Source organism: Bradyrhizobium sp. Ken64 (assembly GCF_055807555.1).
Map to the genome: position 1 here is coordinate 50,483 of NZ_JBVVPA010000006.1, position 20,941 is coordinate 71,423.

Here is a 20,941-nt window from a genome sequence, read left to right on the forward strand (position 1 = left end):
TGAAATAGCTGTACGAGGGGTTCTCGTCAAGCGAAATCTTTACACTGTCAATATTGCGTCCTATAGCTGGCCCATGGGCAAGAGCGAAATCAGGACAGAAACCGCGCGCGGTGCGCGCGCTTCAAAAAAGGCGAGCGCGCCGGCGCGTCCCGCGCGACGACCGGCGAGCGTCAAGTCCGAGGCGCCCTATCACCATGGCGCGCTGCGCGAGGCGCTGCTGCAGGCCGCCGAACGGGTGCTGGAGCGTGACGGGCTCGCCGGCCTGACGTTGCGCGCGGTGGCGCGCGAGGCGGGCGTCTCGCATGCCGCGCCCACCCATCATTTCGGCGACCTCACCGGGCTTCTCAGTGAGCTAGCGGCAGTCGGCTTCCGCCAATTCAATGCGGCGATGGCGTCGTCCTCCAACGCCGCCACCACCCCGATCGAGCACGCGCTGGCGCGGCCGAAAGCCTATGTCGCCTATGCCCAGGCTCATCCCGGCATGTACGGCATCATGTTCCGTACCGAGCGCCTCGACTATTCCAGGCCGTCGTTGCACGAGGCCGCCGAGGCGTCCTTTGCCGGGCTTGCCAATGCCGTCGGCATGATGCGGCAGGAGCAGATCAGCGGCGACGCGCTGACGCTCAATCAGGGCGCCGCGATCGCGCGCGCCTGGTCGATGGTGCACGGTTTTACCATGCTGCTGCTCGATGGGCGGCTGGAGGATATTCTGGGCCGCCTGCCCGAGGGGACGACGCCTGAACGCCTGCTCGAGGCGATGCTGATGTCGCCCGTGACGGGGAAGCCGCCGGGTCCCTGATTCAGCCGGGACGAACGCAACCTTTGCAGTGGTCGCGCCAAGACGAAAGCCTAGCGCATAGTCGCGAGCTCGACCGCGCGGCCGCGTGCGCCGATGACCTTCACCTCGTCCTTGCCGCAGGTAAAGCTGCGGGCGAACTCGTCCGCGGCCTTGCGCGCGAGCTCATTGGCGTTCGGGTTGGCGATCGCGTCGACATAGGTGACGTGGCAGACGGGGCCGGGTGGCAGCCGGGTCACGATCAGCATGGCCTTGGTGTTCGGCCGCCCCTGCTTGTCGGGATCGGTGCCATCGGCGATGTGCCAGCGCTGGATCATCGCAAACGGCTTGGCGGCCGCGGTGCGCCATTCGACGGTGGTCTCGGACGAGTTGAACGGAGCGAACCAGACTTTTGCCGCCGGTTCCTCGGCCGCGGCCTTGCGATTGCGGCCGACGGAGACGATTTCGCGAAGATCGTCTTCGGCGATCAGGACCACGAGGCCGTCCTTGCCCTTGCAAACCCGGGTGATGCTGCCGTCGAACTCGCTGGGCTTGCCGATCTGGCGGCAATCCTTCGGGGCCGTCGAGCTATATTGGCTGCCCACGGATTGGGCGTCGGCGCGGTCGAGACCGCTGCACATCAGCAACATGGCCAGTCCTGCGGTAGTGATGCGGAACATGATGACGCCTTTGATCGAACGGGAACTCCGTACCATCAGACGTCTTGATTGTGGGCAAGGTTCAAACAGGCTCGACAGACACCTGACAGCGGCGCGGAATCGTTCTAGAAGAGCGGCTTCGCTTGGGCTCTTTCAGCCTCGTTCGCGTCCTCGTTTTTCGTGATCATGCCAGCCACCTCGTCGAACAAACCTTATCGCGTCGGCCGCTCGAAAACCGGGCTCGGCCTCTTCGCAACCAAGCCGATCAAGAAGGGCACCCGGATCATCCGTTATTACGGACCAATCCTGGACTCCCGGATTCCCGAGCACGACGACATCGAGAACAAATACCTGTTCGAGCTCAACGGCCGCTGGACCATCGACGGCTCGGTGCGCAAGAACCTCGCGCGCTACATCAACCATTCGTGCCGGCCCAACGCCGAATCCGACGTCCGGCCGCGCGAGCGCAAGGTCTTCATCCGCGCCATCAAGAACATCGAGCCGGGCGACGAGATCAATTACGACTACGGCACGGATTATTTCAAAGCCTATCTGAAGCCGATCGGCTGCAAGTGCGAGTCTTGCGAGAAGAAACGCAAGAAGCTGCGCGCCGAGGCGCGGGCCGAACGCGCCAAGGTGAAGGCGCGCGCGGAGCGTAAAGCGCAGAAGGCGGGGGCGAAGCCCGTCAAAAAGAAGAAGCTCAACGGCGTCGCTGTTGGCAAAGCCAACGGGCGCCCGCGGGCGTAGCCTGAGTTCGAGCTTCTGGAAAAACTGTCATGCCCCGCGAAAGCGGGGCATGACGGTACGCCGCGGCCTCTCCGTATGCGACGACTTCCTCTGGGATACCGGGTCGCCGGTCAAGCCGGGCGACGACAGCGAGTGATGTGGCCTCACGCGGCCAGCACACTCCCGCTCCTGCGCAATCCCACATATTGCAGTTCGGCAAACACGCCGGTCGCGATTGCCTGCGCCACGACCATGAGCTCGCCGGCAAGGTTCGGCGACACCGCGCCCGAGAGTAGCAGCGCGATGCTGCCGACCGTCCAGGCCGCGTTGCCGACCACGACCAGCACCACGAGCGGCTTTGCCACGGCGGCGCGTGAGGCAAGCCAGCCGACGAGTGCGGTGTAGGCGAGCAGGAACAGGCCGGTCTCGCGCAGCAGTGCTTCGGGCAGGTTGAACAGTGACGCGAACGCGCTGGCGCCGAAAGTGAAACCGAGAGCGGCGACGCCGCTGAAGATCGCGTCGGCAAGAAGCGCGCGGCGAAGGAAGGTGGATGCGTCGATCATCGTGGGTCTCCATGGTTGGGTTGGGCTCGAGGTGAAACTCAGTGCCATCCGCGCCACCAGGCGCGGAGCAGGCGGGCGAGGCGGAACGGACAGAGGCTCCTGCCGACGCTGTGCTCGAAGGCTGTGACCTGCGCGACGACATAGTCGCCGGTCGAATGCACCAGCGGCTCCGGCATGTTGAGGCTGCGCGCCAGCATCCGGGTTGCGAGCGCCATGGCCCAGGGAACAAGGTGGTCTGTGATGGTCCGGTAGAGCAGCAGTGCGATCATGGTCGTCTCCTGATGCGACCCAGGATGCGCCGACCCAAGGCCCAATTCGATTACCTCCGACGTAATGGAAGGGCCGAAATCTGCGTGCTAGGTTTTCGACCATGAACGCACATGCATCCACGGCACAGGCCGAACGCAGCCAGCCGGTCCATATCGGCGACCATTTGCGCGAATGGCGGCAGCGCCGCCGCATGAGCCAGCTCGATCTCGCCGGAGAGGCCGAAATCTCGGCGCGGCATTTGAGCTTCGTTGAGACCGGCCGCGCCGCACCCTCGCGCGACATGGTGCTCAGACTTGCCGAGCGCCTCGACGTGCCGTTGCGCGAACGCAACGTGCTGCTGGTCGCCGCCGGCTATGCCCCGGCCTTTCCACAGCGCCCGCTGGAGGATCCCGCCTTGAAATCAGCCCGCCAGGCCATCGACCTCGTCCTCAGGGCGCATGAGCCAAATCCGGCGCTGGCCTATGACCGGCACTGGAATCTGGTTTCGGCCAACCGCATGCTGGCGCCGCTGCTCGCCGGCATTCCGCAGCGGCTGCTCGGTCAGCCCTTCAACGTGCTGAGGCTCGCCTTCCATCCCGAGGCGCTGGCGCCGCGCACGGTCAACCTCGCGGAATGGTGCGGACATCTCTTGGAGCGGCTGCACCGGCAATGCGAGGCGACCGCCGATCCCGAGCTGATCAAGCTGTACAACGACCTGAAGAGCTATCCGATCCCGGCGCGCGCGGCGCCGCTGTCGAGCGACAATGTCGCGATCCCCTTCAAGCTGCGACACGACGGGGAGATCCTCAGTTTCTTCTCCACCACCATGGTGTTCGGCACGCCCGTCGACATCACACTGTCGGAGCTGGCCCTGGAAACCTTCTTCCCGGCCGACGAGCGCACTGCCGAGCGGCTCCGGCAAATGGCAGCAGCCATGAGTTAGCGGCCTTGCCTCGGAATGGGTTCGGCTTATCTTTGGGCACAACCCGCAACGCCCCAAGGAGGCGCTCATGAGCACCCTAAAGCCGCTCCAGATTGATGTCGTTTCCGACGTGGTGTGCCCCTGGTGCTATATAGGCAAGCACCGGATCGAGAGCGCGCTGGCGCTGGTGCCCGATGTTCCGGTCAAGCTCAATTTCCGTCCCTTCTTCCTCAATCCGTGGGTGCCGTCCGAGGGCATCAGCCGGGAGGAGTATCTCACCAAGAAGTTCGGCTCGGTCGAGGCCTATAAGGGCATTGCGGGGCGCGTCGTCGCGGCCGCGAGCGAAGAGGGGCTCGTCTATCGGCCCGAGCTTGTCGCGCGTCAACCCAACACCACCGACTGCCACCGCCTGATCCTCTGGGCCGAGGCGATCGGCAAGGCGCCCGAGATGAAGCAGCGCCTGATGGAGCTTTACTTCCGCGACGGCGGCGACCTCACCGATTTGAACGTGCTTGTGCAGGCGGCTGCCGATGTCGGCCTCGATGCCGACGACGTGCGCAAGCGCCTTGTGACCGACGAGGACGTCGCGCGCGTATCGGCGGACGCGCAGGAAGCCGCCGAGAAAGGCATCTCCGGCGTGCCGACCTACGTGTTCGCGCAAAAATACGCCGTCTCCGGCGCGCAGGATCCCAACATGCTCGCGCGCGCCATCCGCGAGGTCTCCGCGGAGATCAACGCCCAGGCGGCGGAGTAGGAGCTCTCTTATTTACGAAGCAGACGAACTGCGCGGCGCGCCGCCGCGTAGGCGATGCCGTGCGCGACGAGTGCTCCGTGAACGAGCGTCACGATGGGGTCGTTCCGCCGCAACGGTATCAGCACGTCGCCGACGGCGAAGCGCCCGCGCCAGATCGGATTGATCATGGGGTGATCGGCGCTCGCCGTGGAATCCGCGCTGGCGATGGCGGGATCGGCACAGAGGCGGCGGGTGAGCTCGAGCGTAAGCTGCACGCCCGGCGAATATCTTGCAAAGCGCTCGTCGATGCCGAGCTTGAAGAAGAAGGCGCGGTCCTGATGGCGCAGCACGATGCCGGCGGCCACCGGCGTCGCGCCCGCGCGAAGGGTGACGATCTCGCATTGCGCGGTTTCTGCCAGCGCGGGAACGGCGCGGCGGATGAAGGTTGCATCGCCGGCATGCTGGACCAGCGCGGTTCCGCGCTTGCCCTTCCAGCCACTGGCTTCGAGCTGCAAGAATGCCTCGAGCGCCGGCCTGATCTCGTCGGGGCTGCGTGCGACGTCGAACACGACGGCGCCGTGTTCTTCGAGGCGATGCCGTTGGCGGCGCAGCTCCTTGAGCTTTTTGCTGCCGAGCGCGTCGCGTAGCAGCGTCTCACCGTCCTGGGTCGCGTCGAGGCTGGCGCGGATGTAGGAACTCAGGAGGCGCGGCCTCAGGCCGTCGCGATTCAGAACCTCGTTGAGGGCGGTCATTGCTGCCCCATCGAGCGCGACGTCGTTCAGCACGAGCGCATGGGCGCCGGTCGCGCGGGCCTGCTGCAACAGGCGCGTCGCCGCGTCGATCGGGGCATCGCGGTCAATCAGCGGGCTGCACAGCGTGCCGTAGGGATGCGCGCTCACCAGCGCGGGCAGGGGGATCTTCCATGCTCGCCAGAGCGAGATCACCGGCATCAGCCCGATCAGCCGCGATCCATCGCATGCGGGAAGCGCCGAGGCATCGGTGCGGTCGCGCGCGGTTGCGCTGACAGCGAGTTCCCAGCCCGGCAGATAATATCCGTTCGGCTCGATGGCGCGCTGCGCGAGTGCGCGCCACTGGCCGGGTTCGATCGCCGTGAGCGGGACGCGCGCACGCGCCGCCGCGGCATGCTTTGCCGATGCCGGCTTGATCGCAGCCTGGTGCGCGATGTCGACCACGTCCCGTCGTCCCCGTTCAGGAGGCCATGCTTAGCGCAAAGATTGGAAAATACCGTTGGGACGCCGCTTCAATTCGAGTGGTAATATTAACGTCTCGTTGAGCATCCGGCCGCGAGCCGCCGGACACCGCGGGAGACGGTGCCTAGCGGTCACCCGGTACGAAATGGTCGCGGGCGCTTGCACGTCCGCCCCCGGCGGTGTCGGTGATCCCGATGTCGATGTCGCGCGAGGTCTGCGGCAGCTGGGTCGGGCCGACCTGCACCGACAGCCGGACCTCGCGGGTTTGATCCTGCCCGACCTCGACGACGGGCTTGCCGTCAGCTCCGGTCTCGATGCCGGCGACGCGAATTGTCGCGCCCGGCAGGCCGGAGATTTCGAGCGCAAACGACCGCTGCGCGCCCTTGTTGAGGATGCGCACGGTGTAGTCGTTGCGGACGCCGCCATCGGCGAGCTGAACGAAGAGCGGATTGCGCTCGTGCAGCACGTTGAGGTCCATCGTCGCGCGCGTGGCGAGCGCGTAGATCATGATGCCGCCGACGATGGCAATGGCCGCGGTATAGATCAGGGTGCGCGCGCGGATGATGCGGTAAATCGGCGCCTTGCCCTCGCTCCGGCGCTGCATGTTGATGTCGGTATCGTAGCCGATCAGGCCGGCGGGCCGGCCGATCTCCCGCATGACGTTGTCGCAGGCGTCGATGCACAGGCCGCATTGGATGCAGCCGAGCTGGATGCCGTGGCGGATGTCGACGCCGGTCGGGCAGACGTTGATGCACTGATGGCAGTCGATGCAGTCGCCCGCGATGTCGCCATGGCTGCGGGTAACTTCCGCCTTCTTCACCGACATGCGTGGCTCGCCGCGGTCGCGGCGATACGTGACGTTGAGTGCCCATTCGTCGGTCAGCGCCGCCTGGATTCGCGGCCAGGGACACATGTAGATGCACATCTGCTCGCGGGCGTGGCCTGCAAAGACGTAGGTCGTTGCGGTCAGGATGCCGATCCAGAGATAGGCGATGAAGGGGGCCTGGAAAGTGGCGAGCTCCTTCACCAGCGTCGGCGCGTCAGCGAAATAAAGCACCCAGGCGCCGCCGGTCCACCAGGCGATCATGATCCAGAGGAAGTGCTTGGTTGCGACCTTCCGGATGTGACCAAAGGTCCAGTAGCGCTTGTCGCCCAGCATGCGCTCGCGCCGGTCGCCCTCGACCCAGCGTTCCACTGCATAGAACAAATCGGTCCATAACGTCTGTGGGCACATGTAGCCGCACCAGATACGACCGGCCACCGCGTTCATCAGGAACAGCGCCATGGCGGCAATGATGAGCAGGCCCGTGAAGTAATAGACTTCCTGCGGCCACAGCTCGATGAAGAAGAAATAGAAGCGGCGATGCGGCAAGTCGACCAGGACAGCCTGGTCCGGCAGGCCGGGTCCGCGGTTCCAGCGAATGAAGGGCAGCAGATAATAGGTCCCGAGCGTGACGCAGAGGATCGCCCATTTGATGCGGCGGAACGGCCCGTGGACCGATTGCGGGTAGACCTTCTTCCGCTTCTCGTAGAGCGGGCCTTCGATGATGGTGTCGTCGGTCATGGTCGGCCTCTGCAATCAGTTGCGAATGAAATCACGCAATGTCGGCCACGACTTGCTTCAGCAACTCGCGAACTTGTCCGGCGACGGTGCCGAGCTTCGGGTTCTCGACCGCCGCCATCGACGCGACGGGATCGACCGCGGAAATCTCGACCTTGCCGCCGTCGTGCTGCTGGATCACGACGTTGCAGGGAAGCATCGTCCCGATCTTGTCCTCGAGGGTCAGCGCCTCGTGGGCGAGCTTGGGATTGCACGCTCCCAGGATGAGATACGGCCGAAAATCGGCCCCGAGTTTCTTGTTGAGGGTGTCCTTGACGTCGATCTGGGTAAGCACACCAAAACCATGGTGCTTCAACGCCGCAATCGTCGCCGCAACCGCCGCATCGAACGGCAGCTCGACCGTCTTCGAGAAGTGATATGTCACGGGCTGTCTCCGTCGAACTAGGTTGTCTTTGCCGCGCCGCGCTCAAGAGAACGCACAGCCGCCTCGCAACCCGAGCTTCCGGAACACGACCGCTGCGGGGCAGAATCCGGTGAACGAGGCCTGGATCATGTTCAGGCCGGCAAAGGCCGTCAGCAGATACCAGTAGGCGTTGACGTAGGTGCCGAGCGCGAGTCCGAGCAGGACGACGAACCCCGCGAAGGCGAGAACGGCTTTGTCGACATTCATGGCAGGCTCCTCTGGAAGGTATGGTGACGTCAGGAACGGGTAAGGCCGGTTTCGGTCCAGGCGACGATACTGCGTGCATCCATCGCGCCGGCGTGGCGCGCGATCTCGCGACTGCCGCGCATTAACAGCAGTGTCGGTATGCCCGTGATGCCGAGGCGCGACGAGACGGTAGGGGCAGTGTCGGAGTTGAGCTTCAGCAGCCGGACCCTCGGCTCGAGCTCCAGGGTGGCGCGCTCGAACATTGGTGCCATGGCGCGGCACGGGCCGCACCAGGGCGCCCAGACGTCGACCAGTACGGGAATGTCATTGCCGGCGACGTGGCGTTCGAAGCCATCTTCGTCGACCTCGATCGGGTGACCGGTGAAGATCGGCTGGTGGCAGGCGCCGCAACGCGCGCTGTTCGGCGCGCGCTCGGCTGGCAGGCGGTTGGTCCGCCCGCAATGTCCGCAGACGATCTGACGCATCTCGCTCATGTGCCGGTCCTGACCTCCTTGATCTTGGTGATGTTCAGCTTGTCGAGCAGGAAACGCTCATAGAAAGGCTCGCTCTCGCCGCGCCGCATCTTGCGGAGAAAGTATTTCTCGAAGGCGACCTTGGCGTAGTGCACCCACTCGCCCTTGGACGACCAGTTGACATTGCGCGGCGGGATCTGCGGTTGCGCCAGGAAGGCGACTCCAGAGTCGCCAAAATCCGCAAGACAGATCGCATTCCAGGTCGGCTGCGCCGTCGGCTCCTTGCCACGGAGCAGAGCTCCGATATTCAGGGCAGTCGCCGTCACCATCGACTCGATCATGAAGCCGGTTTTCGGCACACCGACCGGCACCGGCGTTGATCCGACCGGAGCGATCGCAACGCAGACGCCGACGGCGAATATGTTCTGATAGGTCGGGTTGCGCTGATGTTTGTCGACGATGACGAAACCGCGAGGGTTGGTCAGTTTCTCGATGCCCCGCACCGCCTCGACACCGCGAAAGGCGGGCAACATCATCGAATAGGCAAAAGGCAACTCGTGTGCTTTATGAGCCGTACCGTTCTCGGCAAGTTCCTCCACCGTCATCATGCCGGGCCCAACGTTGTCCACGCGTGCGTTGGTGATCCATTTGATGTGCTTTTCGCGCATCTCGCTTTCGAGCAGGCCTTTGGTATCGCCGACTCCGTCAAGGCCGAGATGTCCGATGTACGGCTCGGAGGTGACGAAGGTCATCGGCACCTTGTCGCGCAGCTTGCGGCGGCGCAGCTCGGTTTCCAGGATGAAGAGGAACTCGTAGGCGGGCCCGAAACAGGAAGCGCCCTGGACTGCGCCGATCACCACAGGACCGGGATTGGCCGCGAGCTTCTCAAACGCTTCATTCGCGCGGGAGGCGTGATCGACGTGACAGATGGACTGTGTGTGGCCTTGCGGACCCAGGCCCGGGATCTCGTCGAAGGCAAGCTCGGGACCTGTCGCAATAATCAAGTAGTCGTAATCGATCGAGGTACCGTCGCCGAGATCGATACGATTATGGGTCGGATGCACACGCTTGGCGCCCTGCGACAGCAGGCGGACGCCCTTCCGCTTCATGATATCTTCGAGATTGATCTCGATCTCGTCTCGCTTGCGCCAGCCGATTGCCACCCAGGGATTCGAGGGGACGAAATGATAGACTGCGCCCTGCGACACCACACTCAGGCGATCGTCCCGTCTCAATTGGGGCAGCAGCTCATAGGCCATCAGTGTTCCGCTCAGACCGGCTCCGACTACGACGATTTCCGCCATGGGTACCTCCATTGAAGATCGCTACGCCGGTTCAGTCCCGGCCGTTCTGCGCTTGACGATATATTCGTAATATCGTATATACGCAAGTATGAAAATAAATAGCCAAATCATGGAGCGGGCGGCCGACCAGGCGAGCGAATTGCTGAAGGCGCTCTCCAGCCGGCACCGGCTCCTGATCATCTGTCAGCTGATCGACGGCGAACGTTCCGTCGGCGAACTTGCCGAATTCCTGAACCTGCGGGACTCCACAGTCTCCCAGCATCTGGCGCTTCTTCGCAAGGACGGGTTGGTGTCCGCGCGACGTGACGCGCAAACGATATTCTATTCGATCGCGAGCGAGCCGGCGCGGGAGATCTTGAAAACGCTCTATCAAATCTTTTGCGCGCCGAAGTCCACGAAAGCGAAATGAAACTACATGCATTCGAGTGGCGGCGCGTTGAGCGAGATCAACACCACATTCGATCAAGCTGATCAAATCACAGAGGCGCACCGCACCCCGGTGTGACGGTTCCATGATTTTGCGGATACAGCCCATGCGACCCTTGAGATTTCTGGTCGCGCTCGCGACCGCCGCCTTGCAGGCCGGTCTCGCGTCGGCGGAAACACTGACGGTAGCCCAGCACGTCGTCGCTGACGAAAAGGCCGTCTTCGCGACCGTCGAGAGCATCAGCGTGGTGCCGGCGCGCGGGCGCATTGGCGGAACCGTGGTCCAGCTCCAGGTCAAGGAAGGGGACCGCGTGACCGCAGGGCAAGCGATTGCCACCATCGGGGACGAGAAGCTCGGCCTCCAGATGAAGTCTCTGGATGCTCAGATCGAGGCGCTGCAGGCGCAGGCCAACCAGGCGCAGATTGATTTCACTCGGATCGAGGGCCTGGTCGAGCGCGGCACGCTTCCGCGCGTCAAGCTCGACGAGACCCGGACCGCGCTGAACGTGGCGGAGAACGGTCTCCGCGCCAAGACCGCCGAGCGCGCCGTGATCAACGAGCAGCTCAACCAGGGCCAGGTCCTGGCACCGACAGAGGGACGCGTTCTGAAAAGGCTCATTACGATTGGTTCTGTCGTGATGCCGGGCGATCCCATCGTCACGGTCGCACAGCAGAACTTCAAATTGCGGCTGCGGGTGCCGGAGCGCCATGCGCGCCATCTCAAGGCTGGCGACAGGGTTCGCATCGACGGCGCGGAGCTTGGCGACGAAACCGCCAAGTGGGGCGTTATCGATCTCGTCTATCCGCTGATCGAGGAAGGACGCGTGATCGCGGATGCCACCGTCGAAAGTCTCGGCGAATATTTCGTCGGCGACCGGCTTCGGGTGTGGATCGCCGGCGGCACGCGGCCGGCCTACGTCGTTCCGGCAGGTTACGTGACGACCAGGTTCGGCATCGACTACGTGCGGCTGCAAAAGGCCGGGGGGGTGATCGACGTTCCGGTTCAGCGTGGACCGGAGTTGCCGACGCCCGCGCTTCCCGATGGTCTTGAAATCCTGTCCGGCGTTCGCGCCGGCGACCAATTGGTGAGGCCGTGAATCTCGGACTCTCGGGCAGGCTCACCAAGGCGACGATCGCGTCGCCGCTCACACCGTTGTTTCTGATCGCTGCGCTCGTCGTTGGCCTGATTGCCGTCGTCGTAATTCCGCGCGAGGAGGAGCCGCAGATCAGCGTCCCGATGGTCGATATCCGCGTCAATGCCGACGGTTTGCGCGGACCCGACGCGGTCGAGCTGGTTACCAAGCCCCTCGAAGCGATCGTCAAGGGCATCGATGGCATCGAGCACGTCTACAGCCAGACCGAGGACGACCGGGTGATGGTCACCGCGCGGTTCCTGGTCGGCACCAAGGCGGAGGACGCTATTCTCCGCGTCCATGAGAAAATTCGTGCCAATCTCGACCGCATCCCGGTTGGAATTCCAGAGCCTTCGATCGTCGGCCGCGGCATCAACGACGTTGCTGTGACAATCCTGACGCTGTCGCCGAAACCGGAGGCCGCCGGCCGCTGGACCGACAAGGACCTGTTCGAGCTTGCCGACAAGCTCCGCTCGGAGCTCGTGAAAGTCGACAACATCGGACTGACCTACCTATCCGGTGGCGCGGCCCAGCAGATCCGGGTCGAACCAGATCCCGAAAAATTGTCGCTGTTCGGCGTCACGCTGCAACAGCTCGTGGCCAAGGTGAAGGATGCCAACCGTTCGTTCCTCGCCGGCCAGGTCCGCGATGCCGGCACCGTGCGCAATGTTGCGGCCGGCCAGACGCTATCAGGCATTCCTGACATCGGATTGCTGCTGATCTCGACCCGCGACGGGCGACCGGTCTACGTCAAGGATGTTGCCAGCGTCATCATCGGTCCGAATACGATCGAGCACCGGGTCTGGAACGATGCGCGAGCCGCGAACGGGCAGTGGACGCGGATGCCTGCGGTCAGCCTCGCGCTCGCCAAGCGCGCGGGCGCCAACGCGGTGGTCGTTTCCGCCGATATCAATCGCCGCTTGGAGGGATTGAAGGGACGCCTCATACCCGACGACGTCCAGGTGACGGTAACGCGGGACTATGGCGAGACCGCCAACGAAAAGGCCAACGAGCTCCTGTTTCACCTTGGGCTCGCGACGATCTCGATTGTGGTGCTGATTGCGATTGCGGTCGGCTGGCGCGAAGCAGTGGTGACCTTCGTCGTGATTCCGACCACGATCCTGCTCACGATGTTTGCGGCCAATCTGATGGGCTACACCATCAATCGGGTCAGCCTGTTCGCCCTGATCTTCTCGATCGGCATCCTGGTCGACGACGCCATCGTCGTGGTCGAGAACATCGCGAGACATTGGGGCATGCGAGACGGGCGGCCGAGACTGCATGCGACCATCGAAGCGGTGGCGGAGGTCGGCAACCCCACCATCGTCGCGACGCTGACAGTGGTCGCGGCGCTGTTGCCGATGCTATTCGTATCCGGCCTGATGGGCCCCTACATGGCGCCGATTCCGGCCAATGCTTCGGCGGCCATGCTGTTCTCATTCTTCGTCGCGATGGTGGTGGCGCCCTGGCTGATGCTGAAGCTCGCGCCGAAGGGCGACATTGCGCCGGCACATGCGGCGCAGGTCGAAGACCGGTTCGGCCGGCTCTACCGGCGCTTCGCCATGCCGATCGTACGTAGCAAGCGCTCGGCCTGGACATTCCTGCTCGGCGTAGGCGTCGCGACGTTGCTGTCGATGACGCTGTTTGCGACCAAGTCGGTGACGGTCAAGCTTCTGCCGTTCGACAACAAGTCCGAAATTGCCGTGGTCATCGACCTGCCGGAAGGAGCGAGCCTGGAGGCGACCGAGCGCACGCTATTCGGCGCGGCCGAGATCGCGCGGCAATTGCCGGAGGTCACCTCGCTGCAAGCCTATGCCGGCACGCCTGCGCCGTTCAATTTCAACGGCCTGGTGCGGCATTACTATTTGCGGGAGCGGCCCGAGCTCGGTGAGGTGCAGGTCAACCTCACTGCGCGCGGCGAGCGCAAGCGCGCGAGCCACGAGATCGCGCTCGATCTGCGCGGGAGGCTGAAGGCGCTCGACAGTCCGAAAGGCACCAGCATCAAGGTCGTCGAGGTCCCGCCGGGACCACCCGTGCTTTCGACGCTGCTGGCCGAGGTCTACGGTCCCGACGCCGCGACGCGTCGCGCTGTCACGACTGAGCTCAAGAAGATTTTTGCTGAGATTCCCTTCATCGTCGATATCGACGACTCCATCGGCGAGAAGCGGCCGCGGTTAAGGCTGTCGATCGATCAGGACCGGCTCGAATTCTTCGGCGTCGAGCAGCGGGACGTTTACGAGACGATACAGGCGCTGTTCGGCGGCATCTCGATCGGCTATTCGCATCGCGGCGAGGACCGCAACCCGATCGAAATCGCAGTGCATCTGGGCAAGCGCGATCTGGTCTGGGACGAGGCGCTGGCCTCGACGCCGGTACCCGCCAACACCCTTCCCGGCAGCAAGACAATTGTCGAGCTCGGACAAGTCGTCAAAGCGACCGTGGAGGAGGGCTCGCCAACCATCTTCCGACGCGATGGCCGCTTCGCCGACATGGTGATGGCCGAACTTGCTGGTCGTTTCGAGGCCCCGCTTTACGGTATGCTCGCAGTTGCCGACCGCGTGGATGCGCATGACTGGGGGAGGCTGCCGAGGCCCGCGATCAGCCTGCACGGCCAGCCGGCGGACGAGTCGCGGCCCACGCTGCTTTGGGACGGCGAATGGGAAATTACCTGGGTTACCTTCCGCGACATGGGCGCGGCCTTCGGTGCGGCGATCCTCGGGATCTACGTGCTCGTCGTTGCCCAGTTCAAGAGCTTCCGCCTGCCGCTGGTCATCCTGACGCCGATCCCACTGACGCTGATCGGAATCCTGATCGGGCACTGGCTGCTCGCGGCCCCTTTCACCGCAACCTCGATGATCGGGTTCATCGCGCTCGCCGGCATCATCGTGCGCAATTCGATCCTGCTGGTCGATTTCATCCGCCACAGCGATGGCCGGGACAAGTCGCTGCGCGAGGTGGTGCTTGAAGCCGGCGCCGTGCGCTTCAAGCCGATTCTTCTGACCGCCCTTGCGGCAATGATCGGAGCTGCGACCATCCTGTTGGATCCGATCTTCCAGGGGCTTGCAATCTCGCTTCTGTTCGGTTTGGCGTCATCGACGCTACTGACCGTGCTCGTCATTCCCGCGATCTACATCGTCTTGCGCGCGCCGCGCGAGGCATCCACCAAGATCAAACCCGGTTAGAGAGGCACGATGGACAAGAATTACCCCGAGATCACCCGCCAAATCTCCGCCAACCTGCGCAAGCTGCGCGGTGACATTCCCGACACCATGAAGGGATTTTCCGCGCTTGCGCAGGCCGCCACGCGCGACGGCGCGCTGGACAAGAAGACCAAGGAGATGATTGCGCTCGCGCTCGGCGTTGCCGCGCATTGCGACGGCTGCATCGGTTTCCATACCGAAGCCCTGGTCAAGCTCGGTGCAACGCGCGAGGAGGTCGAGGAGACGCTCGGCATGGCCGTGTACATGGGCGGCGGGCCGTCGCTGATGTATGCCGCGGATGCGATCGCCGCCTACGAGCAGTTCCAGCAACAGACAGTTGCCGCCTGACGTCTGTGGTCCGAATCGCATGGGCGGGACCGGACGAGTTGTCTCGTCCGGTCCCGTCTGTCATGGGCTTCATCGATTACCAGCGGTCCCGGCCGACACCGACGCCAATACTGACGCCGGGCGCGCGGATGCCGACGCCGCCGCGCGGACCATCGTCCCAGTCGCGATAGGTGCGGCGCTCATAGTAGCGGTCGCGCGGCATGGTCGCGTAGGAGTCGCGCACGATCACGCGCGAGCCGCCGCGGCTGCGATAGCAATTGCCGGAATCGTCGCAGACCAGCCGCACTTCCTGGACGAGATCGGGGCTGGTGTATTCGCTGGTCGTATAGACGTCGGCGGCCTTCGCGCCGCTCACCGCTGCCAAGGCTCCGACGCCAGCCAGCAATGCAATCGTGAATGTCCTCATCATGTCCTCCTCGAAACTGCCCTCGGCGGTAACAAGAAAGGGAGGCGATGATCGTTCCCGGCGGTCTTGCTGGTTTTTCCCGGAACCGGATTGCATGTCGGCGTGATTTGTTCCTAGATCGGCTCGTAGCTTTCCGACCCGCAGATGTCGTCCGCCTCGGCGCGGCGGCGATCGACCACCTTTCCGCCTGATATGGTCACGATGTAGGTCTGTGGCCCGAGCGGCGATCCCGTCGCCGAGGTGAGCTGGGCCCGGACGCAAGCTGTCCAGCCCGGTCCCCGTACCTCACGATGGGGTGTGGCGACGTGCACCTCGCGCGGATAGGACGTGCTGAGGAAGACGAATTCGATCTGCTCGCGCACGACGCGTTTGACGTCGGGGGGCGCTTCCGGCGGCGGCTGCTCGGCCTCCTTCATGCGCATGAACTCGGGCACCGGTGCGCGGCTGTCGGCAAAGCCGCAGGCCCCGAGCGCGAGCGCGCTGGCCAGCAGCGCGGCGTGAGCAATAATCCGTAACATCCGTGAAGATCCCCTGCGGGCCAAAACATAGGCACGAATGCGATCCGACGAAGACCCGGCCGATCAAGATTTGCTGAAGCCAGGATTTCTTGGAGCCGGGATTTCCTGAAGCCAAGATCTCCTGAAGCCAAGATCTCCTGAAGCCCTGGAGCCCGCGGCATTTGCTATTCCATAATTGCCGGCTAGTTTGTACCCCAGACGAGGGGGATTGCGCCCATGAGGATTTTGGTCATAGCGGCCGCCATGCTGGCGCTGGCGGTTGCCTCCGCGCAGGCGCAGATGGGTGGTGGCAGGCGTCAGCCTAACGAGGGCAGCCAGAAGGCGGACAACAAACCCAAGGTCGACGAGAAGGCCTACAAGGCCGCACTCGAGCGCATTCCCGAGTCCAAGGAGAAGTACGATCCGTGGAGCGGGGCGCGTCCGCCTGAACCTGCCAAGAAGCCGAAATAGGTGAGGCGGGCGTTGGCGAGCCGCCCGCGCTATTTGGCCGCTCTCATCACGCTCCTTGCATCGTCACCGCAGCCAAGCATCGGGCGGCAAACGGCTGGCCCATAGCGAGCCCGCTGGGCAGGCGAGGTTTCGTCGTCGTGCTCGACCGCGACACCGGCAAGCCCATGTGAGTCTGCGCGAGCCGTCGCCGTCGCATCAAAGCAATGATCATCGTGTTGTGGATGTGATGCGAACGATCATTCACATCATGTGCACTACTGTACGAAAGCGAGGCCGATGCGCTTCTCGCTACGCCAGACGGCGCGGCATTTGCGCACGAAATTGTCGCGCGCGATCGCGAGCGTGAACGATTGCGGCAATGTGACGGTGGCGTCGAGGTCGATTGCGGCTCCGTTCGCCGACATGTTTCGCACCGTGCACGTGATGCCGCTGTTTTCAAAGGTGATCTTTCCACCCTTGAAAACCCGGTAACGCTGCGCTGCACGCTTCTCGATCATCCACGTTAATCCATAATGATCTTTGTGATGTAGTGCATAGAAATTACGTTGAACTAAACTCAATACTGGCGCTACTTGCATAGTGCTTCAGATTTCGTTTACGACGTCGAAGCGGAAGTCACTCCGCCCATTTTTCCCCAAGCCGTTCCTTTGTGGCGCTACACGCCGATGGAGATATTGATGAAGACCACGTTCTCGCTTCTGTTCGCCGCAGCGCTCTCGCTGTCGTCCATGCCCGCCCACGCCACCAAGCTCGATCTCGCGACCATGAGCTGCAAGCAGTTCCTGGAGAGCGGCGACGACACCATCAAGATGGTGCTGACCTGGATGGACGGCTGGTACAAGGGCGATGAAGAGAACGCGATCATCGACACCGACGTGTTCGTCCAGAACGCCAAGCAGTTCGGCAGCTATTGCGGAAAAAATCCGAACGTCAGCATCGTCACCGCGGCTGACGAAGTGCTCGGCAAGTAATTTCTCCGCGTGACGGCGCGACGCGAGATCACAACCGCGTTTCCCGTCTCGACATGACGCCATTGAGAGCCGCGGTGCGCTTTGCGCTCACGCGGCTTTCTTCTTTCGAAGATGCTCACCCCGGCAGCATCGCGAACGCACTCGACACCATCGCCACCGGCTTGTTGTCGGTGGCCGAGAGCAGCGTGACCCGGCCAAAGCTCATGGTGCGCCCGAGTCGCACCACGCGGGCGTCGGCCAGCACGTCCGACGAGGAGACGGCGCGCATGAAATGCGTGGTCTGGTCGACCGTCGTCATCGGACGATAGCCGCGGTTGGCGGCGAGGTTCGCGATCACCATCGCGGTGTCGGCGAGCGCCATCAGCGCCTGGCCGCAGACCACGCCGCCGTTGCGGCACAGCCGTTCCGAGAACGGCATCCGCAGGAGCGCTGCGGGCTGCCAGTCCGGCACGTCCGGCGGCGGCAGGTGCTCGATGCGCTCGACCGACAGGTTGAGATCCTGGACCCAGGGCGCAAAGACTTCGCCGAGGATGCGTCGGGCCTCAGTGATGCCGAACTCGGCTTCTGGCTGCGATGGCATTGCTGTCGTTCCCTCCGTATTGTCGGATGTTCGGCATTCCGAGCGGGCCGGCGCGGCAAAGTCACCCGGTCTGCCGCGGGTCCCGTCGGCTTGAAAATGCCTGACTTCGCCCGGTATGATGCCACGGAGTGGGTATGGGTGGGTGATGTTGCGTCGGTATGTCCTCGTGTTTTGTCTGGCCGGGCTCGGCCTGTTGCTGAACGGGTGCACCAAGTGCGGCCCGATCTGGGACGACTGGCTCCACGCGCCGAAATCGTGCCGATCGGACCGGCTCTAGCGGGCCGAGCGGCCCCTGCGGTTGTGACAGGGGTGACAAGGCGCGGGCGACCCGCGCCGTCATGGATGATCAAGGAGTCAATGATGAAGCTTTTCCGTGTGGCCGCGGTGCTGGCTGTTCTGGCGGGACCGACCGTGCTGGCGGGACCGGCCTCTGCGCAACTGCCCAATATCAATTTGTTACAAGACGGGCCTAGCAAGACCCCGGAGGAGAAGGCCGCGGAAGCCGAGCGTGACAAGGCCTACAAGGAAACGCTGAAAAAGATTCCGGATTCCAAGGCGTCCAGCGATCCCTGGGGCGGCATGCGCTCCGACCCGCCGAAACAACCGGCGCCGCCAAAGGCGTCGGCCGCAACCGGGGCGCCGAAGAAGAAATCCGGCACGACTGCCAATTGACCTTCCGGCCGATCGGAGGCGGCTGGCGCCTTCGGCCGGGACTCCTCTTTGATCGGCCTGCTTCCTACATTGCGCGGGAGCGTATTGCGTCGAGGAGGACAGGGCATGGCCGATCGTCCGCGGGATCTCGCCGAGCGGATGGCGCGCCGGCGCAAGATGGGCGGCAAGCCCGGCCCGACGGCCGGCGACGGCTATCTGCGCGAGACCTTCACGCTGCCGCGCGCGGCGGCGCGGGAGAGGGCGCAGGCTTTCTTCGCCCGCTACCCCAAGGCCGGCTATATGAGCGCGGTCGAGACCTGGCGCGAGCTGCCCGGCGGCGACATCGAATTCACGATGCGGCGGCTGCCCAGCGCGGATTAGGCATGGCCCCTATTCGAAGGTTTCGGACGTGATGCGGATCCGGAACACGGGCTCCTTGGCCTCGTCCAGCAGCTCCATGTGCCATTCGGAATTTTCCTGGAGCTTGCGGGCGATGCCGGCGGCCATGTCGGCGCAGAGGCTGGTCATCTCCCTCCAGGCCAAATCGCGATTTGCAAATTCCGACGCCTGGTCGGCACAGCCGGAATAGCTGCCGTTCCGGATTCGAAAAAAGTAGAGCGGCATGGTTCGTACCGATCGCGCCTGATGGCTCAGTCCCCACGGCCATAATCGCGGCAGTCCAATCCCAAACCATCGGCAGATCAATTCCGGGCGGCTACGGAATAACCTCCCATGGACGCGGCTTGCGACCGATCGCCTTCAGCTCCCGATCGATGCGCAGCTGCACCCGCCGGATCGCCAACAGATCGATCTTGGTCTCGGTCCTGCCGGTCTTGATCTGCTCGCCGATTCGGAACTGCCACCGCCAGATCCCGGGAATTGCCGTCTTGGCGACGGTGAACTCGATGCCCCTGTGATTCATGGCCACCTCCCACGATTCACTTCCATCACTGAGAACATGCTGGGGGGCATAATATTCCAGCGAAAGCCAAATCTGTCGGTAAGTCCCGGATAGCCCACGGCTATCTCGCAAGCGCACGCACTTCCGAAACATTCGAAATCGGATGTCGAAAGACGCCGGCCGCGCGCGGCGGCGCGAGACCTCATGCCCGTGGTTCTCCGACCAAGAACAGAGTTCCTGGGATGGGTAAGGGCGCCTTCCGGAACGCGGCGGCATGTGGCTTGCTTGGCCCGATGACGGTCAGCAACATGGGCGCGTCATGCTGGGCATTCCCCGCCGCTATTCTCATTTCGTGTTCGGAATCATCCAGTCGGGATTGACCTCGCTGGTCGCCGCGGGCATCGCCAGCCTTCCCGTGGGGAACGCGCTGGACTTCCTCGCGCACTGGCTGGCGTCGTGGCTGATCGCATGGGCGGCGATGCTGCCGATCGTGCTGCTCGCGGCGCCGGCGATCCGCGCCTTCTCGCTGCGCCTGACGCGGGAGGAGGGCGGTTCGCAAACCGGCCGGCCGGCATGAAAATCCGCAAGAAAATAAGCATGAAAAAACCCCGCTTGGGAGAGCCAAGCGGGGAGAAAATTATTGGAGGCTGAGGTGCTGGGCTGCAACACCATAGCCGGACGACCCTAGCCGGCGCAGCTTACGACAGCCTGACAAGGCCCGACGGCGGCAGCGAAAGCCAGAGCTCGGGGGCCGCACACTGGCCCTGCACCGGTCCCAATTTCGACATCCGTTCGCACAACTCAGGACACAACCGCAGGCGAGATTTCGCAGCGACGGTGCTGCCATGGGGGAAACGTGGCGTGCCGGCAACGGGGTGGCATCATGGACAACGTAGAGCGGTCATTCGCCGCCGCGACGGCGGCTGGCTTCGTCGTGCTGGTGATTGGGATCGGGTTGCTGGTTCTGCTGTAGGCGGTGTTGGCTGCGGGAGACGGCTCGGGGTGGAAGGCCCATGCGCGCCTTTCAAAAACACGAAAACAACCCCATGCACAGTAGCCCGCCTACAAATTCCACCATGAAATCAATGGCCTACTGGTAGTATTTAGATACCTCATGGCCTCGGACTCACCTCCATGGCCATCCGAATCTCGATCCCCGTGCCGATTCCATGAGATCAACGGACGGCCGCTCCGGCACCGTCGCCGGCGCGTTGCCGCTGGCGACCATCGCCACGCCTGACGCGTCGGCCGGCTGGCCTCGGCTCCGCCGCCCTCGTCTCGGCGGCTAATGAACCTTGATCGCGTCCAGCGGCAAATGGAGTTCGGCGGCACGCTCTTCACGGTCTTTCTTGCGGAACTCGTTTTCCTTGCGCTCGAACTTGCTCATCTCCTCCCGCGCCGCCTCCAGCAGCGGAATGCGCCGGATCGTATCGTGATGCATGTTGTCCGTCATGACTGAGGTCCCCAGAGTTGCGGTCCCGTCCAAGAGAAGACCGCAGACCGCGAAAGGTTCGGTGCCGCAGGATTACGGA

The 20,941-nt window shown here is 63.7% G+C and carries 29 protein-coding genes; 13 read left to right on the plus strand and 16 right to left on the minus strand.

The window, feature by feature from the left end; translation table 11 throughout:
- The first annotated feature begins 73 nt into the window (after positions 1 to 73).
- Positions 74 to 799, plus strand: a complete 726-nt coding sequence (locus AC0L2F_RS12515) for a TetR/AcrR family transcriptional regulator (RefSeq protein ID WP_063995736.1) — start codon at positions 74 to 76, stop codon at positions 797 to 799.
- A gap of 50 nt (positions 800 to 849) precedes the next feature.
- On the opposite strand, the gene AC0L2F_RS12520 is transcribed toward AC0L2F_RS12515, so the two are convergent.
- Entirely contained in the window at positions 850 to 1,455 is a 606-nt protein-coding gene (locus tag AC0L2F_RS12520; protein WP_473248555.1) for a hypothetical protein, read from the minus strand.
- A 165-nt stretch (positions 1,456 to 1,620) separates the two neighbouring features.
- Here AC0L2F_RS12520 and AC0L2F_RS12525 point away from each other — a divergent pair, with 165 nt between their 5' ends.
- Positions 1,621 to 2,181: an SET domain-containing protein gene (locus AC0L2F_RS12525; protein WP_473248765.1), complete on the plus strand. Its 561-nt coding sequence runs from the start codon at positions 1,621 to 1,623 to the stop codon at positions 2,179 to 2,181.
- A 143-nt stretch (positions 2,182 to 2,324) separates the two neighbouring features.
- On the opposite strand, the gene AC0L2F_RS12530 is transcribed toward AC0L2F_RS12525, so the two are convergent.
- Positions 2,325 to 2,723 (minus strand): hypothetical protein, encoded by a 399-nt coding sequence (locus AC0L2F_RS12530; protein ID WP_007612232.1) that lies wholly within the window; start codon positions 2,721 to 2,723, stop codon positions 2,325 to 2,327.
- 38 nt (positions 2,724 to 2,761) lie between these two features.
- A complete protein-coding gene (locus AC0L2F_RS12535) occupies positions 2,762 to 2,992 on the minus strand; it encodes a hypothetical protein (protein WP_007612230.1) in 231 nt (76 codons plus the stop codon).
- A 101-nt stretch (positions 2,993 to 3,093) separates the two neighbouring features.
- Between AC0L2F_RS12535 and AC0L2F_RS12540 the strand changes: the two genes are divergently transcribed.
- Positions 3,094 to 3,915, plus strand: coding sequence for a helix-turn-helix domain-containing protein (locus AC0L2F_RS12540; protein ID WP_063995739.1), 822 nt, complete (start codon positions 3,094 to 3,096; stop codon positions 3,913 to 3,915).
- Positions 3,916 to 3,982: 67 nt separating this feature from the next.
- On the plus strand, positions 3,983 to 4,648 hold the full coding sequence (locus AC0L2F_RS12545) for a DsbA family oxidoreductase (protein WP_007612225.1): 666 nt from the start codon (positions 3,983 to 3,985) through the stop codon (positions 4,646 to 4,648).
- Between the two features lie 8 nt (positions 4,649 to 4,656).
- On the opposite strand, the gene AC0L2F_RS12550 is transcribed toward AC0L2F_RS12545, so the two are convergent.
- The 6 genes from AC0L2F_RS12550 to AC0L2F_RS12575 all read right to left on the minus strand — a co-directional run bounded on the left by AC0L2F_RS12550 (position 4,657) and on the right by AC0L2F_RS12575 (position 9,825).
- Positions 4,657 to 5,820, minus strand: a complete 1,164-nt coding sequence (locus tag AC0L2F_RS12550; protein ID WP_473248556.1) for a GNAT family N-acetyltransferase — start codon at positions 5,818 to 5,820, stop codon at positions 4,657 to 4,659.
- A gap of 142 nt (positions 5,821 to 5,962) precedes the next feature.
- Positions 5,963 to 7,402: a cytochrome c oxidase accessory protein CcoG gene (gene ccoG, locus AC0L2F_RS12555; protein ID WP_473248557.1), complete on the minus strand. Its 1,440-nt coding sequence runs from the start codon at positions 7,400 to 7,402 to the stop codon at positions 5,963 to 5,965.
- A 31-nt stretch (positions 7,403 to 7,433) separates the two neighbouring features.
- On the minus strand, positions 7,434 to 7,823 hold the full coding sequence (locus AC0L2F_RS12560; protein ID WP_007612210.1) for a DUF302 domain-containing protein: 390 nt from the start codon (positions 7,821 to 7,823) through the stop codon (positions 7,434 to 7,436).
- Between the two features lie 42 nt (positions 7,824 to 7,865).
- The gene (locus AC0L2F_RS12565; RefSeq protein WP_007612209.1) at positions 7,866 to 8,069 is read right to left on the minus strand and encodes a YgaP family membrane protein; all 204 of its coding nucleotides are present in this window, start codon (positions 8,067 to 8,069) and stop codon (positions 7,866 to 7,868) included.
- A 29-nt stretch (positions 8,070 to 8,098) separates the two neighbouring features.
- Positions 8,099 to 8,542 (minus strand): thioredoxin family protein, encoded by a 444-nt coding sequence (locus tag AC0L2F_RS12570; protein WP_473248559.1) that lies wholly within the window; start codon positions 8,540 to 8,542, stop codon positions 8,099 to 8,101.
- Entirely contained in the window at positions 8,539 to 9,825 is a 1,287-nt protein-coding gene (locus tag AC0L2F_RS12575; protein ID WP_063995742.1) for an NAD(P)/FAD-dependent oxidoreductase, read from the minus strand. The genes AC0L2F_RS12570 and AC0L2F_RS12575 overlap by 4 nt, the downstream gene beginning before the upstream one ends.
- Positions 9,826 to 9,934: 109 nt before the next feature.
- Between AC0L2F_RS12575 and AC0L2F_RS12580 the strand changes: the two genes are divergently transcribed.
- From AC0L2F_RS12580 to AC0L2F_RS12595, 4 genes are all read left to right on the plus strand, one after another.
- Positions 9,935 to 10,234 (plus strand): ArsR/SmtB family transcription factor, encoded by a 300-nt coding sequence (locus AC0L2F_RS12580; RefSeq protein WP_179950103.1) that lies wholly within the window; start codon positions 9,935 to 9,937, stop codon positions 10,232 to 10,234.
- Between the two features lie 124 nt (positions 10,235 to 10,358).
- Positions 10,359 to 11,348 carry an efflux RND transporter periplasmic adaptor subunit gene (locus AC0L2F_RS12585; protein ID WP_473248560.1) on the plus strand — a complete coding sequence of 330 codons (990 nt, stop codon included), beginning with the start codon at positions 10,359 to 10,361 and terminating at the stop codon, positions 11,346 to 11,348.
- Positions 11,345 to 14,566, plus strand: a complete 3,222-nt coding sequence (locus AC0L2F_RS12590; protein ID WP_473248561.1) for an efflux RND transporter permease subunit — start codon at positions 11,345 to 11,347, stop codon at positions 14,564 to 14,566. Before AC0L2F_RS12585 ends, AC0L2F_RS12590 begins: the two co-directional genes overlap by 4 nt.
- A gap of 9 nt (positions 14,567 to 14,575) precedes the next feature.
- A complete protein-coding gene (locus tag AC0L2F_RS12595) occupies positions 14,576 to 14,932 on the plus strand; it encodes a carboxymuconolactone decarboxylase family protein (RefSeq protein ID WP_473248563.1) in 357 nt (118 codons plus the stop codon).
- 76 nt (positions 14,933 to 15,008) lie between these two features.
- Here AC0L2F_RS12595 and AC0L2F_RS12600 read toward each other — a convergent pair whose 3' ends face one another.
- Positions 15,009 to 15,341, minus strand: a complete 333-nt coding sequence (locus tag AC0L2F_RS12600) for a hypothetical protein (protein ID WP_473248564.1) — start codon at positions 15,339 to 15,341, stop codon at positions 15,009 to 15,011.
- A 110-nt stretch (positions 15,342 to 15,451) separates the two neighbouring features.
- On the minus strand, positions 15,452 to 15,856 hold the full coding sequence (locus tag AC0L2F_RS12605; RefSeq protein WP_063995747.1) for a hypothetical protein: 405 nt from the start codon (positions 15,854 to 15,856) through the stop codon (positions 15,452 to 15,454).
- 216 nt (positions 15,857 to 16,072) lie between these two features.
- Here AC0L2F_RS12605 and AC0L2F_RS12610 point away from each other — a divergent pair, with 216 nt between their 5' ends.
- Positions 16,073 to 16,306 carry a hypothetical protein gene (locus AC0L2F_RS12610; RefSeq protein WP_473248565.1) on the plus strand — a complete coding sequence of 78 codons (234 nt, stop codon included), beginning with the start codon at positions 16,073 to 16,075 and terminating at the stop codon, positions 16,304 to 16,306.
- A 254-nt stretch (positions 16,307 to 16,560) separates the two neighbouring features.
- Here the strand turns inward: AC0L2F_RS12610 and AC0L2F_RS12615 are convergent, their stop codons facing one another.
- Positions 16,561 to 16,803, minus strand: a complete 243-nt coding sequence (locus AC0L2F_RS12615; protein ID WP_007612198.1) for a PilZ domain-containing protein — start codon at positions 16,801 to 16,803, stop codon at positions 16,561 to 16,563.
- A 180-nt stretch (positions 16,804 to 16,983) separates the two neighbouring features.
- On the opposite strand from AC0L2F_RS12615, the gene AC0L2F_RS12620 reads away from it, so the two are divergent.
- A complete protein-coding gene (locus tag AC0L2F_RS12620) occupies positions 16,984 to 17,277 on the plus strand; it encodes an HdeA/HdeB family chaperone (RefSeq protein WP_007612197.1) in 294 nt (97 codons plus the stop codon).
- A gap of 115 nt (positions 17,278 to 17,392) precedes the next feature.
- Here AC0L2F_RS12620 and AC0L2F_RS12625 read toward each other — a convergent pair whose 3' ends face one another.
- On the minus strand, positions 17,393 to 17,857 hold the full coding sequence (locus AC0L2F_RS12625; RefSeq protein WP_007612196.1) for a PaaI family thioesterase: 465 nt from the start codon (positions 17,855 to 17,857) through the stop codon (positions 17,393 to 17,395).
- A gap of 360 nt (positions 17,858 to 18,217) precedes the next feature.
- Between AC0L2F_RS12625 and AC0L2F_RS12630 the strand changes: the two genes are divergently transcribed.
- Together AC0L2F_RS12630 and AC0L2F_RS12635 are read left to right on the plus strand one after the other, a co-directional pair.
- Positions 18,218 to 18,529 carry a hypothetical protein gene (locus tag AC0L2F_RS12630; protein WP_007612188.1) on the plus strand — a complete coding sequence of 104 codons (312 nt, stop codon included), beginning with the start codon at positions 18,218 to 18,220 and terminating at the stop codon, positions 18,527 to 18,529.
- Between the two features lie 105 nt (positions 18,530 to 18,634).
- Positions 18,635 to 18,889, plus strand: coding sequence for a hypothetical protein (locus tag AC0L2F_RS12635; RefSeq protein WP_007612182.1), 255 nt, complete (start codon positions 18,635 to 18,637; stop codon positions 18,887 to 18,889).
- A 9-nt stretch (positions 18,890 to 18,898) separates the two neighbouring features.
- Here the strand turns inward: AC0L2F_RS12635 and AC0L2F_RS12640 are convergent, their stop codons facing one another.
- Together AC0L2F_RS12640 and AC0L2F_RS12645 are read right to left on the minus strand one after the other, a co-directional pair.
- Complete coding sequence (locus AC0L2F_RS12640; RefSeq protein ID WP_007612180.1) at positions 18,899 to 19,132, minus strand: DUF6894 family protein; 234 nt, start codon at positions 19,130 to 19,132, stop codon at positions 18,899 to 18,901.
- Between the two features lie 91 nt (positions 19,133 to 19,223).
- Positions 19,224 to 19,430: a hypothetical protein gene (locus AC0L2F_RS12645; RefSeq protein ID WP_473248566.1), complete on the minus strand. Its 207-nt coding sequence runs from the start codon at positions 19,428 to 19,430 to the stop codon at positions 19,224 to 19,226.
- Between the two features lie 298 nt (positions 19,431 to 19,728).
- Between AC0L2F_RS12645 and AC0L2F_RS12650 the strand changes: the two genes are divergently transcribed.
- Positions 19,729 to 19,986, plus strand: coding sequence for a DUF2798 domain-containing protein (locus AC0L2F_RS12650; protein WP_063995748.1), 258 nt, complete (start codon positions 19,729 to 19,731; stop codon positions 19,984 to 19,986).
- 708 nt (positions 19,987 to 20,694) lie between these two features.
- On the opposite strand, the gene AC0L2F_RS12655 is transcribed toward AC0L2F_RS12650, so the two are convergent.
- Positions 20,695 to 20,862, minus strand: a complete 168-nt coding sequence (locus AC0L2F_RS12655; RefSeq protein WP_473248567.1) for a hypothetical protein — start codon at positions 20,860 to 20,862, stop codon at positions 20,695 to 20,697.
- Positions 20,863 to 20,941: the final 79 nt, after the last annotated feature.

Excerpts from the sequence above, each read along its gene's own strand:
- AC0L2F_RS12515 (WP_063995736.1), top strand. The coding sequence starts at position 74 with ATGGGCAAGAGCGAAATCAGGACAGAAACCGCGCGCGGTGCGCGCGCT.
- AC0L2F_RS12520 (WP_473248555.1), bottom strand. The coding sequence starts at position 1,455 with ATGTTCCGCATCACTACCGCAGGACTGGCCATGTTGCTGATGTGCAGC.
- AC0L2F_RS12525 (WP_473248765.1), top strand. The coding sequence starts at position 1,621 with ATGCCAGCCACCTCGTCGAACAAACCTTATCGCGTCGGCCGCTCGAAA.
- AC0L2F_RS12530 (WP_007612232.1), bottom strand. The coding sequence starts at position 2,723 with ATGATCGACGCATCCACCTTCCTTCGCCGCGCGCTTCTTGCCGACGCG.
- AC0L2F_RS12535 (WP_007612230.1), bottom strand. The coding sequence starts at position 2,992 with ATGATCGCACTGCTGCTCTACCGGACCATCACAGACCACCTTGTTCCC.
- AC0L2F_RS12540 (WP_063995739.1), top strand. The coding sequence starts at position 3,094 with ATGAACGCACATGCATCCACGGCACAGGCCGAACGCAGCCAGCCGGTC.
- AC0L2F_RS12545 (WP_007612225.1), top strand. The coding sequence starts at position 3,983 with ATGAGCACCCTAAAGCCGCTCCAGATTGATGTCGTTTCCGACGTGGTG.
- ccoG (WP_473248557.1), bottom strand. The coding sequence starts at position 7,402 with ATGACCGACGACACCATCATCGAAGGCCCGCTCTACGAGAAGCGGAAG.
- AC0L2F_RS12565 (WP_007612209.1), bottom strand. The coding sequence starts at position 8,069 with ATGAATGTCGACAAAGCCGTTCTCGCCTTCGCGGGGTTCGTCGTCCTG.
- AC0L2F_RS12570 (WP_473248559.1), bottom strand. The coding sequence starts at position 8,542 with ATGAGCGAGATGCGTCAGATCGTCTGCGGACATTGCGGGCGGACCAAC.
- AC0L2F_RS12575 (WP_063995742.1), bottom strand. The coding sequence starts at position 9,825 with ATGGCGGAAATCGTCGTAGTCGGAGCCGGTCTGAGCGGAACACTGATG.
- AC0L2F_RS12580 (WP_179950103.1), top strand. The coding sequence starts at position 9,935 with ATGGAGCGGGCGGCCGACCAGGCGAGCGAATTGCTGAAGGCGCTCTCC.
- AC0L2F_RS12585 (WP_473248560.1), top strand. The coding sequence starts at position 10,359 with ATGCGACCCTTGAGATTTCTGGTCGCGCTCGCGACCGCCGCCTTGCAG.
- AC0L2F_RS12595 (WP_473248563.1), top strand. The coding sequence starts at position 14,576 with ATGGACAAGAATTACCCCGAGATCACCCGCCAAATCTCCGCCAACCTG.
- AC0L2F_RS12600 (WP_473248564.1), bottom strand. The coding sequence starts at position 15,341 with ATGATGAGGACATTCACGATTGCATTGCTGGCTGGCGTCGGAGCCTTG.
- AC0L2F_RS12605 (WP_063995747.1), bottom strand. The coding sequence starts at position 15,856 with ATGTTACGGATTATTGCTCACGCCGCGCTGCTGGCCAGCGCGCTCGCG.
- AC0L2F_RS12610 (WP_473248565.1), top strand. The coding sequence starts at position 16,073 with ATGAGGATTTTGGTCATAGCGGCCGCCATGCTGGCGCTGGCGGTTGCC.
- AC0L2F_RS12615 (WP_007612198.1), bottom strand. The coding sequence starts at position 16,803 with ATGATCGAGAAGCGTGCAGCGCAGCGTTACCGGGTTTTCAAGGGTGGA.
- AC0L2F_RS12620 (WP_007612197.1), top strand. The coding sequence starts at position 16,984 with ATGAAGACCACGTTCTCGCTTCTGTTCGCCGCAGCGCTCTCGCTGTCG.
- AC0L2F_RS12625 (WP_007612196.1), bottom strand. The coding sequence starts at position 17,857 with ATGCCATCGCAGCCAGAAGCCGAGTTCGGCATCACTGAGGCCCGACGC.
- AC0L2F_RS12630 (WP_007612188.1), top strand. The coding sequence starts at position 18,218 with ATGAAGCTTTTCCGTGTGGCCGCGGTGCTGGCTGTTCTGGCGGGACCG.
- AC0L2F_RS12635 (WP_007612182.1), top strand. The coding sequence starts at position 18,635 with ATGGCCGATCGTCCGCGGGATCTCGCCGAGCGGATGGCGCGCCGGCGC.
- AC0L2F_RS12640 (WP_007612180.1), bottom strand. The coding sequence starts at position 19,132 with ATGCCGCTCTACTTTTTTCGAATCCGGAACGGCAGCTATTCCGGCTGT.
- AC0L2F_RS12645 (WP_473248566.1), bottom strand. The coding sequence starts at position 19,430 with ATGAATCACAGGGGCATCGAGTTCACCGTCGCCAAGACGGCAATTCCC.
- AC0L2F_RS12650 (WP_063995748.1), top strand. The coding sequence starts at position 19,729 with ATGCTGGGCATTCCCCGCCGCTATTCTCATTTCGTGTTCGGAATCATC.
- AC0L2F_RS12655 (WP_473248567.1), bottom strand. The coding sequence starts at position 20,862 with ATGACGGACAACATGCATCACGATACGATCCGGCGCATTCCGCTGCTG.